The sequence below is a fragment of the Allobosea sp. LjRoot237 genome, assembly GCF_964253285.1.
Classification (GTDB): domain Bacteria; phylum Pseudomonadota; class Alphaproteobacteria; order Rhizobiales; family Beijerinckiaceae; genus Allobosea.
In genome coordinates this window covers 3,537,916-3,552,011 of sequence record NZ_CAXUQP020000001.1, presented here as the reverse complement: position 1 = coordinate 3,552,011, position 14,096 = coordinate 3,537,916, and the positions used below count along the sequence as shown (strand labels likewise).

The window sequence follows — 14,096 nt, the reverse complement described above, 5'->3', positions numbered from 1 at the left end:
GCTGGCCAAGCTCGGACCAAATCATCCGAGGAAGCGCTAGGCATGTTTCTCACCAATTCCGACATGGTCGAGCTGATCGAGCTGCGTCATGCTCTCCACCGTGCGCCGGAGATTTCCGGCGAGGAGCGCGAGACGGCAAAAGCGATCGTCGGCTTCCTCGCGCCGAGCGCGCCCGACCGCATCGTCACCGATCTCGGCGGCCATGGCGTCGCGGCGATCTATGAAGGCGCCGAGCCCGGCCCGACCGTCTTGATCCGCTCCGAGCTCGACGCCCTGCCGATCGAGGACCTTTCCGGCGTGCCGCATTCCTCGCAGATCGCGGGCAAGGGCCATCTCTGCGGCCATGACGGCCATATGACCACGGTCGCGGCGCTGTCGCGCGGGCTCGGCCGGCAGCGGCCGCAGCGTGGGCGCGCCATCCTGCTGTTCCAGCCGGCCGAGGAGACCGGCGCCGGCGCCGCCGCAGTGATCGCCGATCCCAAGTTCAAGGAGATCGCGCCCGACTTCTCCTTCTCGCTGCACAACAAGCCCGGCCTGCCATTGGGTGCTGTCCGACTCTCGGAAGGCCCGGCCAATTGCGCCTCGCGCGGGCTGAAGATCGTGCTGACGGGCCACACCTCGCACGCCGCGACGCCGGAGCATGCAGTCTCGCCGATGAAGGCGGTCGCCCGTCTGATGCCGGAACTGACAGCGCTCGGCCAGGGCGGCGCCCTTGAGGGCAACTACCGTCTCGTCACCGTCACCCACGCCAGCATGGGCGAGCGAGCCTTCGGCATCACGCCTGGCCGCGCCGAGATCTGGGCGACCTTGCGCACGCTCAGCGACAATCTGATGAGCGCGCTCTGCGCCGAGGCGGAGGCGCTTGCGCGCGAGGCGGCTTCTGTCGGCGGGCTCTCCGTGACGATGGATTACCATGACGTCTTCCATCACTGCGAGAACGATCCCGAGGCAGTGGCGCATCTGCGCCGCGCCTGCGAGGAGGAGGGCATCGGCCATGGTGAGACGCCGCCGCAGCGCGGCTCCGAGGATTTTGGCCTGTTCGGCCGCTCCTCGAAATCGGCGATGTTCCTGCTCGGCTCCGGCGAAGACACGCCGCCGCTGCACAATCCCGACTACGATTTCCCCGATGCGCTAATCGCGCCCGGCGCCCGCGTCTTCATGCGCACGATCAGGAACCTGCTGGGGTAGTCGGAGGCCGTCATTCTCGCCCGCTACTTGTCCCCTCTCCCCCTGCGGGAGAGGGCTAGGGTGAGGGGTCTCGCGACGCTGGTCGCCGGCCCGGCACCGTGTTTCCCGGAGCTCTCGAAGACCTGCGCGACCTCTCATCCGGCGCTTCGCGCCACCTTCTCCCGCAGGGGGAGAAGGGAAGCGTGGGCAGCCGGACTGCCTCTAAATCCTCGCCCGAGCATGACGCGCCCTGACCGGATCGTGCTATGCGGCGCCTCTAACGGAACAGGGGCCCCCATGCGCAGGATCAGGATCATCGGCATTGGCGCTGGCAATCCCGAGCACATGACGATCCAGGCGATCAAGGCGCTCAACACCGCCGATGTCGTCTTCGTGCCGGACAAGGGTGCCGAGAAATCGGCCCTGCGCGAACTGCGCGAGGAGATCTGCCGGCGCTATATCGAGCGTGACGACTGGCGCACGGTGCCGCTCACCGTGCCGAAGCGCGCTGCGGCGGGCGACGATTATCGCGGCAGCGTCGACGACTGGCATGCGGCGCTCGCCGAAAGCTATGAGCGGCTGTTCCGCGACGAGCTTCGGGAAGACCAGATCGGTGCACTCCTCGTCTGGGGTGACCCTTCACTCTACGACAGCACGCTGCGCATCATCGAGGCCGTGCGCGCCCGCGGACTGGAATTCGACTACGACGTCATCCCCGGCATCACCAGCGTCCAGGCCCTGGCAGCGGCGCATCGGCTGGTGCTGAACCGGATCGGCGAGCCCGTCACCATCACCACCGGCCGCAAGCTCGCCGAAGGCGGCTTCCGCGACGAGGCCGGCAGCACCATCGTCATGCTCGATGGCGAGCAGGCCTTCGCGAAGATCGACCCGGCCGGGCTCGAGATCTGGTGGGGCGCCTATCTCGGCGCGCCGCAGGAGATTCTGGCTTCCGGCCCGCTTGCCGAAATCTCGGACGAGATCGTCCGCAGGCGCGAGGCGGCACGCGCCGAGAATGGCTGGATCATGGACACCTACCTGCTGAGGCGGCGCGAGGGCTGACTGGCGGCGTTTGCCGTTAGGCCACCATACCGGTATAATCTGTGCCGGCTGGCCGAGGAGTTTGACTCATGGACATCTCGCTCCGGCTGCGTGATCCGATCGCACCGCAGCTTGTCGCGGCGCTGCGCCAGGCGATCATCGCCAGCGAACTTCGCCCTGGAGAAGCGCTCTCGGAGAAGGAGATCGCCGGCCGCTTCGGCGTCAGCCGGCAGCCGGTGCGCGAGGCCTTCATCAAGCTCTCCGAGGCCGGGCTGGTGCAGATCCTGCCGAGCCGCGGCACCTATGTCATGAAGATATCGATGCGCGAGGTCGCCAATGCCCGCTTCGTGCGCGAAGCCGTCGAATGCGCCCTGGCGCGGACGGCGAGCCGGCTGATCGATCCGGATGGGGTCGCTCGCCTGCGTCGTCTCATCGCCGAGCAGGCCGCAGCCGCCGGCCGCGGCGATTATTCCGGCTTCACCGTGCTGGACGAGGCCTTCCACCAGGCCATCGCCGAGATCGTCGATTGCGACTATGCCGGCAAGGTGGTCGAGAGCGCCCGCGCCCAGACCGACCGGGTACGTTTTCTCTCGCTGCCGGGCACTTCGCCGATCCCGCTGCTGATCACCCAGCACAACGCCATTGTCGACGCGATCGAGACCGGCGATGCCGACACCGCCGCAACCGCGATGCGCATCCATCTGCGCGAAATCCTGAACGCGCTGCCGCGCATCGCCGCCGAGCATCCGGACCTGTTCGAGGACGAGGAGCTGCCGGCCCATACCAGGGTGCCGCGTCAGCGCTGACAGGCTCGGAACCACCCCGTCTTTCCGGGGCGGCGCGAAGCGGCGAGCCCGGAATCTATGAACACTGCCCTTTCCGTCATGGTCGGGCTTGTCCCGACCATCCACGTCTTCGTATGGGCAGATCAGTGTTCAAGACGTGGATGCTCGCCACAAGGGCGAGCATGACGAACTGGAGCGGCGTCGTGGTCATGGATTCCGGGCTCATGCCTGCGGCATGCCCCGGAAAGACGGGCGCTATAGTCGGGCATCGCCCCGCTGCGCCGCCTTTATCAGTGCGTCGGCGACACGCTCATGACCTTCCGCCAGGATCGCCGTGGCGACACGGACATGCTCGGTCGGCCTGACCGCGCATTTGCTGCCGGGCAGCACCGCGATGCCGTGCGCGGCCAGCGTCACCAGCGCGAACTGCTCGGTCTCGACCGGCACCCAGATGCACAGTCCGTCGCTCTCCGGCATTGCGAGCCCTCGTTCACCCAGGCAGGAGACCAGCGCCCCCCTGCGCTCGGCATAGACGGCGCGCGCCTCCGCGACCCGCCGGCCGGTCTCGGCATCGGTCAGCAGCCAGGCGGTCGCGGCCTGCAGCAGTCGGCTGGTCCAGCCCGAGGAAAAACTGCGATAGGACTGGATCTGCCGGATCACCATGGCCGGTGCCGACAGCACGGCGATCCGAAGGTCGGGACCAAGCGATTTCGAGAAGGAGCGGATATGCACGACCCGCTCCGGCATCGTCACGCCCAGGCTGATCGGCGGATGGATCGAGACATCGCCGACGCCGTCATCCTCGATCACCAGCGTCTCGCTGCCGGCGAGCACCCGGCCGAGCTTGGTGAGCCGTGCGGCGCTGACGTGCTGGCCGGTGACCGAATGGGTGCGCGGCTGGAAGATGAAGGCCGATGGCCGCCGCTTCAGCGCAGCCGCAAGCTCGCCGGGCAGGGGACCTTCGGCATCGCGGGTGACCGGCAGGATCTCGGCGCCGAGATCCTCGATGATGTCAAGGAGCCGCATCGCGGTGGGATCCTCGATCGCGATGCAGGAGCCGGGCAGCACGGTCGCGTGCAGCACCGAATAGACGGCGTTGTAGCCGCCATTGGTGGCGAGGAAAGCATCCGGTCTGTAGGGCCAATGCGGCGCCACCGCCTCGCGCAGCGCCGGCAGGATCGGCGTGCGCTCATAGCTGTTGAGGTTTTCCGCGCTCGCGGCCTGCGCCAGCGCCTCGCGCAGCGGCGGCAGTAGCGCCGCATCCGGGACCGCCAGCGAGAGGTCGAGCGCATCAGGCCCGAAATCGGCGACGCTCGCCATCCGCGTCGGCCGCGGCGTCGCGTTGTCGCCGCTGACCCAGGCGCCGCCGCGTCCGCGCCCCGAGACGATCTTCTGCCGCTTCAGCTCGCTCCAGGCTTCAGAGACCGTGCCGGGGCTGACCCCGAGCCGGAAGGCGAGCTCGCGCACCGTCGGCAGCCGCATGCCGACCGGCAGCAGACCGGAGCGGATCAGCTGGCTCAGATCGAGCGCGATGCCGCGCGCGGTGCGCTGCGTCAGGCGGCTTGCCAGCCAGGTGGCGTCTGGTTCGTCGGTCATCGAATCAAAAATGAATGTTCAGGAACGTAATATCGATTGATCAGGTCAAATGAACATTTAATCTCACCGCTGTCCAAGGTTTATCTGCAGCGAGGCGATGGCTTGAAACCTGTGATCCGGCTGGCCCTGCGCGACTGGGACTTCATCACGCCGCTACTGCTCGGCGATCTCGCTTCCGACCGCTTCGAGCTGCAGATCGAGCGCCTCGCCGCGCTACCCGATGATTTCGCCAGCGATCCTCGCTTCGACGCCAGCGAGGTCTCGTTCAGCCGTTACACCACTGGCCGCGCTCGCGGCGAGGCCGGCGTCGTCGGCATACCGCACTTCATCATGCGCGGCTTTCGCCATCGCTGCGTCGTCACGGCCGCCGAGAGCAAGCTGACCTCCTTCGAGGAACTGCGCGGCAAGCGCATCGGCATCGCCGGCTGGCAGGATTCCGGCAATACCTGGACCCGCGCCGCCATGGCCGAGGCCGGCCTTGCCATCGACGACGCCTTCTGGGCCGTCAGCCGCCTCGCCGCCGATCATCCGATCATCGACCGCGTCGGGCGCTATGCGCAGCCCGGTCGGATCGAGGCGCTGCCCGGCCAGCCGCCACTCCTCGATCTGCTTGCCACCGGCGAGATCGCAGCGGTGCTGATGCCGTTCATGCCGCAGGGCTTCTTCGCAAAGGGCTCGCGCTTCCGCGCCTTACTGCCAGATGTCCGCGGCGCAGAACGCGATTATTTCGGCAAGGTCGGCTTCGTGCCCGGCATGCACATCATCGGCATCAAGCCCGAGCTTGCCGCCCGCGAGCCCTGGCTGCCGCAGGCGCTCAGCGATCTCCTCGACGAAAGCCAGCGCGTCTGGCTGGAGAAGCGCCGCCGCTATGCCGACACAACGCCCTGGCTGATCGACGAGCTGGTGCGCAGCGGGCATGATCTGCCCGAAAGCTGGAACGAGAGCGGGCTTGCCGCGAACCGGACCATGATCGCCGCGTTCATCGAGCAACTGCGGATCCAGAATCTCGTCGACACCGATCTGACGCCGGAGACCCTGTTCCCGGCCGCCCCTGCGCTGGAAGGAGCAAACTGATGAAAGCCGCGCTCGGACAATTCGCCGTCAGCCGCGAATGGCAGGAGAATCTTGCCACCACCACCCGCCTGATGGGCGAGGCGGCTGCCGCTGGCGCCGACCTCCTGCTGCTGCCGGAGGGCATCCTTGCCCGCGATATCACCGATCCGGACATCGTACTAAAGACGGCGCAGCCGCTCGACGGCTCGTTCATGCAGGGCGTGCTCGCGGCGAGCAAGGGCTCGGCGCTGACGACGCTGTTCTGCATCCATGTCCCGAACGGCAAGGGCCGCGTCTTCAACATCCATGTCGCGGTCCGCGACGGCGCCATCGTCGCCGCCTATCGCAAGCTCCATCTCTATGACGCCTTTTCCGCGCTGGAATCGACCAATGTCGAGCCCGGCACCGAAGTGCCGCCGTTGATCGAGATCGCCGGACTGAAATGCGGGCTGATGACCTGCTACGATGTCCGCTTCCCCGAGCTGGCGCGCCGCCTCGCTCTCGACGGTGCCGATGTGCTGCTGCTTCCGGCCGCCTGGGTGCGCGGCCTCGGCAAGGAGGCTCATTGGGAGGTGATGGTCACCGCCCGCGCGCTCGAGAACACCTGCTACGTCGTCGCCACCGGCGAATGCGGCCCGCGCAATATCGGCGCCAGCATGGTGGTCGACCCGCTCGGCGTCGCCGTCGCCCGCGCCGGCGAGGCCCCGGCGCTGATCTATGCCGAGATCGACCCGGCCCGCATCGCCACGGCGCGCGCGGCACTGCCGGTCCTCGCCAATCGCCGCTTCGCCGGCCCGGAGCTCGCCGCCTAGCAGCCCGCAAGCTGGTTTACCGACAACGATAAAGGGGACGTCGCCATGAACATGATCGTGAAATTTGCTGGAGCCGCCGCACTGGCTGCGGCGCTTCTTCAGAGCCCGGCCTTCGCCCAGGACGCCAGCATCAAGATTCCCGAGCAGAAGGTCGACGAGGCCCTGCGCGCCAGATTGCCGGAGGCGATCCGCACGGCCGGCAAGATGATCTCGGTCAATAACGGCTCCTTCCCGCCCTATGAGATCGTCACCGACGCCAAGACCATGACTGGCGCCGCTGCCGAGCTCTCCGACGCGATCGGCCAGCTGCTCGGCGTCAAGATCGAGCACGCGACCGTGAGCGGGCTTGCCGCGGCGCTGAGCGGCATCGCTTCCGGCCGCTACCAGTTCGCCATGGGCCCGATCGGCGACTTCAAGTCGCGCCAGGAGTCGAACGACTTCGTCGACTATGTCCGCGAATACGTGATCTTCGCGGTGCAGAAGGGCAATCCGAAGGCGATCGGCAGCCTCGACGACACCTGCGGCAAGAAGATCGCGGTGATGTCGGCGGGTTCGGCCGAGAAGGTGATCAAGGCGCAGGCCGAGAAATGCACGGCCGAGGGCAAGCCGGCGCTGGAGGTGATGTCGTTCACCGACCAGCCGACCTCGATTCTCTCGGTCCGCTCGCGGCGCTCCGACGGCTTCTTCTCCTCGCAGGCGCCGCTGACCTATTTCGTCCAGCAGGCCAAGGGCGATCTCGAGCTCGCCGCTGTGGGCAAGGCCAACGGCTTCCAGGACCTGTTCCAGGGCGCGGTGGTGCCGAAGGGCTCAGCCCTGGGTGAGGTGCTGCTCGCCAGCATCAAGGCGCTCAAGGCGAACGGCACCTATGAGGCGATCTTCAAGAAATGGGGGCTCGACAACAACATGATCGGCGAGCCCGGCATCAACCTCTCGAAGAACTGAGCGGGCACGCCATGAGCAGCGCACTCCCGTCATTCCGGGGCGCTGCGGAGCAGCGAGCCCGGAACCCATGAACACGACGCTCGGCAGAAGAAGTCGAGCCAGGCGAAACCGCTGGACTCGTCATATGGGGTGTTCATGGGTTCCAGGCTCGGGCCTGCGGCCCGCCCCGGAATGACGGCGGAGCATTGACCCGAATTCGGAGCCCTGATGAGCAGCGCAGCACAATCGACACATGACCGGCAGGCGACGCTGCGCGACGTCGCCAATGCCCACCGCCCGGTCGAATGGGGCCGCTGGCTGCTCTGGGCCTTCGTGCTCGCGGTCGCCGCCAACTTCGCCTGGATCGTCGCCTGGAACCCGAATTTCGGCTGGCCCGTCGTGGCGCAGTGGTTCACGGCGGAATCGATCCTGCGCGGGCTCTATGTCACGCTTGGCCTCACCGTCGTCGCGATGGTGATCGGCGTCGTCATCGGCCTGCTGCTGGCGATCGCCCGGCTCTCGGACGACCGGCTGTTCAGCGGCTTCGCCGGTCTGTTCATCTGGTTCTTCCGCGGCACGCCGCTGCTGGTCCAGCTGATCTTCTGGTACAACCTCTCGACCCTCTTCCCCGAGATCTCGATTGCGATCCCGTTTGGGCCGACGCTGATCAGCTGGCACACCAACGACCTGATCACACCGATGACGGCGGCGATCGCCGGCCTCTCGCTCAACGAGGCCGCCTACATGGCCGAGATCATCCGTGGCGGCCTGCTCTCGGTCGACAAGGGCCAGTCCGAGGCGAGCGACGCCTTCGGCATGACCCGGGCCCGGGCATTGTGGCGGGTCATCATCCCGCAGGCGATGCGCTCGATCGTGCCGCCGACCGGCAATCAGCTGATCAGCATGATCAAGGCGACTTCGCTGGTCAGCGTCATCGCCATGGCCGATCTGCTCTATTCGGTGCAGGCGGTCTACAACCGCACCTTCGAGGTCGTCCCGATGCTGATGGTCGCGGTGATCTGGTATCTCGTCATCACCACCGTCCTGAACATCGGCCAAGGCTTCATCGAGCGCTACTACGCCCGCGGCGAACGCGGCGCGAGCGAACCCATGCCCGTCATTGCGGAGCCGACGCCATGAACGCGATCGCGACAGACGCTGCGCCGCTGGTCAGCGCCCGCAACGTCCACAAATCCTTCGGCAGCAACGAGGTGCTGAAGGGCATCGACCTCGATGTCATGCCGGGCGAGGTCGTCGTCGTGCTCGGGCCGTCCGGCTCCGGCAAGTCGACCTTCCTGCGCTGCATCAACCATCTCGAGGCGATCAATCGCGGCTCGATCATGGTCGCCGGCGAGCAGATCGGCTACCGGCTGAGCGGCGAGCGGTTGATCAAGCTCTCGGCCCGCGCCATCGCGGCGCAGCGCCGGCAGATCGGCATGGTCTTCCAGCAGTTCAACCTCTTCCCGCATATGACGGCGCTGGAGAACATCATCGAGGCGCCGGTCGGCGTCCATGGCCGCTCTCGCAAGGAAGCGACCGATTACGCCATGGAACTGCTCGCCCGCATCGGCCTGACCGAGAAGGCCAACGCCTATCCGCGCCAGCTCTCCGGCGGCCAGCAGCAGCGCGTCGCCATCGCCCGCGCGCTCGCGATCCGGCCGAAGCTGATGCTGTTCGACGAGCCGACCTCGGCGCTCGATCCCGAACTTGTCGGCGAGGTGCTTTCGACGATGCGCGATCTCGCCGGCCAGGGCCTGACCATGATCGTCGTCACCCATGAGATCGGCTTCGCCCGCGAGGCGGCCGACCGCGTCGTCTTCATGGATGGGGGGCTTGTGGTCGAGCAGGGGCGGCCGGAGGACGTGCTGGCCAACCCGAGCCATCCGCGCACCCGGCTCTTCCTCAGCCGCTTCATCCGCGAAGCGGCCTGAGTATCAGCAGCGTGTCGCTGCCCGGGTTCAGGTCGGGATATCGGCGCTGATCCTGTCGAAGCGCGCCTGCGCCAAAATGCCAGAAGCGCCTTGTTCAGCGGGGGACCGCGGTCGGCGGAGGGCATCAATGCCCTCCGCACTCGTGTCAGCGGTTAGCTCCAGAAGCCCGCTTGATGGTCGCGCGGCGAGAACGCTTCAGTCGCGTCCTGCTGCTGCGCTTCGAGGTTCTCCTCGTGGTCGTGCTCGGTCTCGAGTGCGGACTCACAATCGTGCCGTTCCAGCATGGATCGCTCCTTTCGATTGGTTGGGAGGTTGCTTCAGGCACGGGTTAGATATGAACAATTGCTGCACTGCACAAGCTTCGCGAGCGGGCACCCTCCGATATCGCTGTCTTGTGATGGTGGCGCCGCCCGGTGGGGAGTGGGCTTCGATGCCGGAAAGGTATCAGCCGCTATCGCCGTCCTTCGTCCCGCCGACCGTCGCCGATTGGCGGGCTGCGGCCTGATCGAGGCATTCTGCCATTTGCGAGGTGCCCCAGGAAAACTTGGAGCACTGCGCGGTTCCCACGGTCAGGTTCCTGGCGACTCCGGTGGGCTGGTCGGAGCCGCTGCAGCCGGAAAGTGCCAGAGCAATGATGGCGAGCGTCAAGCGCATGTCGTTCCTCCTGTGGATGGCGCAATCGAGCAGCCATTTTTGGCGGTAATTCGATCGGCGGGAATCTTCGCCTGCTCGCGAGCGATCCCGGCCGCATGACCGACTGTGCCGTCATCGCGCTGGCCCCATCCCGCCCCGAGCTTGTCGTGCAAGCTGAGGGAGGTGACTATCGGAGGGATCCCTGGACAGTGCGGTCACTGGCTCCGTGGAATGTGCGCATGCGCTAGACCGCCTTCTTCAGGAAGCCGGCGACCTGACGGTAACTGGCCGCGACCTCCTCCAGCTCGGCTGGGGAGATCAGGTCCTCGATCCGGTCGCCGGGCCCCTTGATGCGCGCGGCCGCGATGTCGAGGACGCGCTCAGGACCCGATTTGCGGTTGTTGAGCACGACATTGGTGGTGACGGGCCGGCGCAGGGCTTCATAGGCGTGCAGGCCTTCCGGTCCCGGCTGCGCGGCCAGCGAGTCCGCAAGAGCCCTCGCGTCTATGATCGCCTGCGAGGCCCCGTTCGCTCCCATCGGGTACATCGGATGGGCGGCGTCGCCGAGAAGGGTGACCCGCCCTTGCGTCCACCACGGCAGCGGGTCGCGATCGATCATCGGATACTGGGTGATCTTCCGGGTGCTCTTCAGCAGGGCTGGGATGTCGATGTCCGGCATCCGGAAGCCCAGGAACTCCGAGATGAAATCGCGGTCGCCCTCGCGGCTCCAGTCGGCCTCATCGGCCGCACGCGGCTGATCGTGGCGCACTTCGGCAACCCAGTTGATCAGAGCCTTGCCGTCGCGCGCGGCGCGGCTGCTGATCGGGTAGCAGACGAATTTCACGTCGTGATCGCCGGCGATGAACATGGTGCGGCCATCACCGAAGGGCGCCTGCAGATTGGTGCCGCGCCACATCATCGTGCCTTCGTAATGCGCGGGCCCTTCGCCCGGATGGAGCTGCTGGCGCACCTTCGAACGGAAGCCCTCGGCGCCGATCAGCAGATCGGCGTCATAGGCTGTGCCGTCGGCGAAGCGCACATGCACGCCGCGCTCGTCCTGTGTGAAGCCGGAAATCGCCCTGCCGAGCGCAACCGCATCCGGCCCCAGCCGGGAGCGGACCGTATCGAGCAGCAGGAACTGCAACTCGCCCCGATGGACCGAGTACTGCGGATAGTTGAAGCCGGCCTCGACCGAGCGCGGGTCAGACTGGATCAGGTGGCCGAAACGCGTGCGGTATTCGATCGCGCGGGTGCGGATCGCCATCTCGTCGAGGGGGTCGCCAAGCCCGAGCCCATGCAGCACACCCGAGGCATGCGGCATAACGTTGATCCCTACGCCGAGCGGCTGCAGCGTCTCCGCCGCTTCGAAGATCCGGACTTCGAAGCCCTTCTCATTGAGGCACAAGGCTGCGGTCAGGCCGCCGATGCCAGCGCCCGCGATGGCGATCTTCATGGTCTATTCTCCTGGGATGATCCCGGTGAGCCTTGCTTGGTTCTTTTGCGATCGGCATGGCGACGGCTTCGTCGAGCGCAGGCTGTTGCCAAGGCCGCGATCGGGGCTCCGGTCCGGTCCCGCAGGCAGAAGCGCGTGTTCTGCGGCGCAAGCGGGAGGAAGCGTGTCCCGGCAGGTTGAAACCGGGTGAGCTGCTCGCCCGCATGCAGCTGCACGAAGCCGTCCCTTCTGGAGGGATGTTCCAAGGCGCTTCCCCTGCATAGTTCCCTTAATTGGTAATGCTACCTGATAAATTTAGTCAAGTTACCTGACAATTATTCGGGCACGGAGCTCCGCCGCCCTCATAAGCGAACGCCCGCAGGGAGCCTGCGGGCGGGCAGAACCCATGCGTTATTCTCGGGTGGAGCGAAGCGAAGACCCGGGAATCTCCTGATGAGAAGACGCCGACTGGGAGCCTCTCCGGCCTGAGATGCTCGGGGTCAAGCCCGAGCATGACGCGCGCCCATGCCCCAAAAAACTCTCCGATCGACTGGACGATAACCGGTTGTCGAAGCGGTCACGCTCTGGCATAATGTATGCCAGATTATAACAAGCGCCGCTTACGGCGTGCTGATCGGAGGGACCGGGTCGTGAGAATCCATGAGTTCCAAGCGAAGCATCTGCTGGCACGCTACGGGCTGACTGCGCCGGAGGGCAGTGTCGCGATCACCGCCCGGGAGGCCGGCGAGATTGCGCAGCGCCTTGGTGGCCCGGTGGTGGTCAAGGCACAGATCCATGCCGGCGGCCGCGCGCGCGCCGGTGGAATCTTGCGGGCGGAAACCCCCGCCGCCGCTGAGGCTGCGGCCGCGGAACTACTCAGCAAGGCGCTTGTGACCGCCCAGACGGGGCCGGCGGGCCAGATCGTCAGGCGCGTCCTCGTCGAGCGCGCGCTGCCGGCGCGGCGCGAACTGCACCTTGCCCTGCTGGTCGATTCGACCTCGGGCGAGGTGATGCTGATCGGCAGCGAGCGGGGCGGCGCGGATATCGAGGAGCAGGCGGCGCGCGGCGAATTGCGCATCCGTGAGCTCAGGCTCGGCGCCGGCGGCGAGGCGCGTGCGCAGGAGGTGGCGGACTTCGTCGCGGCGCTCGGCCTGGAAGGAGCGCTGCACAAGCAGGGCTGCGCGCTCGTGGACGGTCTGCGGCGGGCCTTCGTCGAACTCGACGCCAGCCTGATCGAGATCAACCCGCTCGCGATCACCGAAGACGGCAGGCTGGCGGCGCTCGACGCCAAGATGACGCTCGACGACAATGCCCTGTTCCGGCATCCCGAACTCGCAGCGCTGCGCGACGAGGACGACACCAGCGCAGCCGAATTGCAGGCCCAGCGCCATCAGCTCAACTATGTCCAGCTCGACGGCGATATCGGCATGGTGGCGAATGGTGCAGGCCTCGGTCTCGCCACGCTCGACATGGTCGTCGCCGCCAATGGCCGACCGGCCAACTTCATGGACATCCGGACCACGGCCAAGAGCCTCGACATCGCTCATGGCTTCGGGCTGCTGCTCGACAATCCGGCGACGCGCGCGATCCTCATCAACGTGCATGGCGGCGGCATGCAGGCCTGCGACACCATCGCCGAGGGGCTCGGCATCGCCTTGCGCCGCACGGGGCGCTCACTGCCGCTGGTCGTGCGCCTCGCCGGCAACAACGCCGATTTCGGGCGCTCGCGCCTGCAGAACTTCGGCTGCGCGGTGATCGATTGCCCGGACATGTGGACTGCGGCCACGAAGGCGGTCGCGCTGGCGCAGAGGGGAGCCTGAACCATGGCCGTCTTTCTGAATCGCGAGACCCGCGTTCTCTGCCAGGGCATGACCGGCTGGGCCGGCACCCATCATGTCGCGCGGATGATGGAGTACGGCACGCAGGTCGTCGGCGGCGTGACGCCGGGCAAGGGCGGCCGCTCGCATCTGAATTTGCCCGTCTATGAGCGCGTTGCAGAAGCGAGGCGCGAGACCGGCGCCAATGCCAGCATCGTCTTCGTGCCGCCGGCTAATGCCGCGGCTGCCATGATCGAGGCGATCGAAGCCGAGATGCCGCTGGTGGTCGCGGTTACCGAGCGCATACCGACACTGGACATGGTGCGGGTGCGTGCCGCGCTGAAGGGCGGGCGCACCACCCTGGTCGGCGCCAACTCGCAGGGCATCCTCGTGCCAGGCGTCGGCAAGCTCGGCGTCATGGCGACCGGCAGCGAGCGTCCCGGCGGCGTCGGCATCATCTCGCGCTCGGCCTCGTTGACGAGCGAGGTCGTGGCGCAGGTCACCGCGGCGGGGCTCGGCCAGTCGGCGACGATCGGCGTCGGCGGCGACCCGATCCATGGCATCGGCATGCGCGAATGCCTCGAGCTCCTGCTGGACGATGCCGATACCGAAGGCGTGGTGCTGATCGGCGAGATCGGCGGCACGGAGGAGGAGGAGGTCGCAGAATACCTCGCCGGCACTCCGGCGTCGAAGCCCGTCGTCGCGCTGATCGTCGGCCGCGAGGCGCCGCTCGAACGCCGCATGGGCCATGCCGGCGCGCTCACCCTGCGCGGCAAGGGCGACGCGGCAGGCAAGATCAGGGCGCTGGAGGCCGCCGGCGTTCGGATCGCCCCGAGCGCCCATCTCGTCGGCGAGACCATCAGGCAGGCGCTCGCCGAGCGTGGGTAGCGCGCTTCTTCCCTTGTGGGAGA

At 67.0% G+C, this 14,096-nt stretch carries 14 protein-coding genes; 10 read left to right on the top strand and 4 right to left on the bottom strand.

The genetic code is table 11. From position 1 onward, the window contains the following. Positions 1–42: 42 nt before the first annotated feature. From ACSQ24_RS17255 to ACSQ24_RS17245, 3 genes are all read left to right on the top strand, one after another. Positions 43–1,188 carry an amidohydrolase gene (locus ACSQ24_RS17255; RefSeq protein ID WP_436095861.1) on the top strand — a complete coding sequence of 382 codons (1,146 nt, stop codon included), beginning with the start codon at positions 43–45 and terminating at the stop codon, positions 1,186–1,188. Positions 1,189–1,464: 276 nt separating this feature from the next. Continuing rightward, the gene (gene cobF, locus ACSQ24_RS17250) at positions 1,465–2,226 is read left to right on the top strand and encodes a precorrin-6A synthase (deacetylating) (RefSeq protein ID WP_436095860.1); all 762 of its coding nucleotides are present in this window, start codon (positions 1,465–1,467) and stop codon (positions 2,224–2,226) included. Between the two features lie 68 nt (positions 2,227–2,294). Further along, positions 2,295–3,011: a GntR family transcriptional regulator gene (locus tag ACSQ24_RS17245; protein ID WP_436095859.1), complete on the top strand. Its 717-nt coding sequence runs from the start codon at positions 2,295–2,297 to the stop codon at positions 3,009–3,011. Positions 3,012–3,245: 234 nt separating this feature from the next. Here the strand turns inward: ACSQ24_RS17245 and ACSQ24_RS17240 are convergent, their stop codons facing one another. Beyond that, the gene (locus tag ACSQ24_RS17240) at positions 3,246–4,586 is read right to left on the bottom strand and encodes a PLP-dependent aminotransferase family protein (protein ID WP_436095858.1); all 1,341 of its coding nucleotides are present in this window, start codon (positions 4,584–4,586) and stop codon (positions 3,246–3,248) included. A gap of 111 nt (positions 4,587–4,697) precedes the next feature. Between ACSQ24_RS17240 and ACSQ24_RS17235 the strand changes: the two genes are divergently transcribed. From ACSQ24_RS17235 to ACSQ24_RS17215, 5 genes are all read left to right on the top strand, one after another. Then, on the top strand, positions 4,698–5,660 hold the full coding sequence (locus ACSQ24_RS17235) for a nitrate ABC transporter substrate-binding protein (RefSeq protein WP_436097913.1): 963 nt from the start codon (positions 4,698–4,700) through the stop codon (positions 5,658–5,660). After that, positions 5,660–6,451: a deaminated glutathione amidase gene (locus ACSQ24_RS17230; protein ID WP_436095857.1), complete on the top strand. Its 792-nt coding sequence runs from the start codon at positions 5,660–5,662 to the stop codon at positions 6,449–6,451. Before ACSQ24_RS17235 ends, ACSQ24_RS17230 begins: the two co-directional genes overlap by 1 nt. Positions 6,452–6,502: 51 nt before the next feature. Continuing rightward, complete coding sequence (locus tag ACSQ24_RS17225; protein ID WP_436097912.1) at positions 6,503–7,393, top strand: ABC transporter substrate-binding protein; 891 nt, start codon at positions 6,503–6,505, stop codon at positions 7,391–7,393. Between the two features lie 207 nt (positions 7,394–7,600). Further along, a complete protein-coding gene (locus ACSQ24_RS17220) occupies positions 7,601–8,512 on the top strand; it encodes an amino acid ABC transporter permease (RefSeq protein WP_436095856.1) in 912 nt (303 codons plus the stop codon). Then, positions 8,509–9,303: an amino acid ABC transporter ATP-binding protein gene (locus tag ACSQ24_RS17215; RefSeq protein WP_436095855.1), complete on the top strand. Its 795-nt coding sequence runs from the start codon at positions 8,509–8,511 to the stop codon at positions 9,301–9,303. The genes ACSQ24_RS17220 and ACSQ24_RS17215 overlap by 4 nt, the downstream gene beginning before the upstream one ends. 152 nt (positions 9,304–9,455) lie before the next feature. On the opposite strand, the gene ACSQ24_RS17210 is transcribed toward ACSQ24_RS17215, so the two are convergent. The 3 genes from ACSQ24_RS17210 to ACSQ24_RS17200 all read right to left on the bottom strand — a co-directional run bounded on the left by ACSQ24_RS17210 (position 9,456) and on the right by ACSQ24_RS17200 (position 11,389). Beyond that, positions 9,456–9,587 (bottom strand): hypothetical protein, encoded by a 132-nt coding sequence (locus ACSQ24_RS17210; protein ID WP_436095854.1) that lies wholly within the window; start codon positions 9,585–9,587, stop codon positions 9,456–9,458. Between the two features lie 160 nt (positions 9,588–9,747). Further along, positions 9,748–9,957, bottom strand: a complete 210-nt coding sequence (locus tag ACSQ24_RS17205) for a hypothetical protein (protein WP_436095853.1) — start codon at positions 9,955–9,957, stop codon at positions 9,748–9,750. 223 nt (positions 9,958–10,180) lie between these two features. Continuing rightward, complete coding sequence (locus ACSQ24_RS17200) at positions 10,181–11,389, bottom strand: flavin-dependent oxidoreductase (protein ID WP_436095852.1); 1,209 nt, start codon at positions 11,387–11,389, stop codon at positions 10,181–10,183. Between the two features lie 629 nt (positions 11,390–12,018). On the opposite strand from ACSQ24_RS17200, the gene sucC reads away from it, so the two are divergent. Both sucC and sucD read left to right on the top strand, forming a co-directional pair. Continuing rightward, on the top strand, positions 12,019–13,188 hold the full coding sequence (gene sucC, locus ACSQ24_RS17195; RefSeq protein WP_436095851.1) for an ADP-forming succinate--CoA ligase subunit beta: 1,170 nt from the start codon (positions 12,019–12,021) through the stop codon (positions 13,186–13,188). Between the two features lie 3 nt (positions 13,189–13,191). Next, positions 13,192–14,073, top strand: a complete 882-nt coding sequence (gene sucD, locus ACSQ24_RS17190) for a succinate--CoA ligase subunit alpha (protein WP_436095850.1) — start codon at positions 13,192–13,194, stop codon at positions 14,071–14,073. Positions 14,074–14,096: the final 23 nt, after the last annotated feature.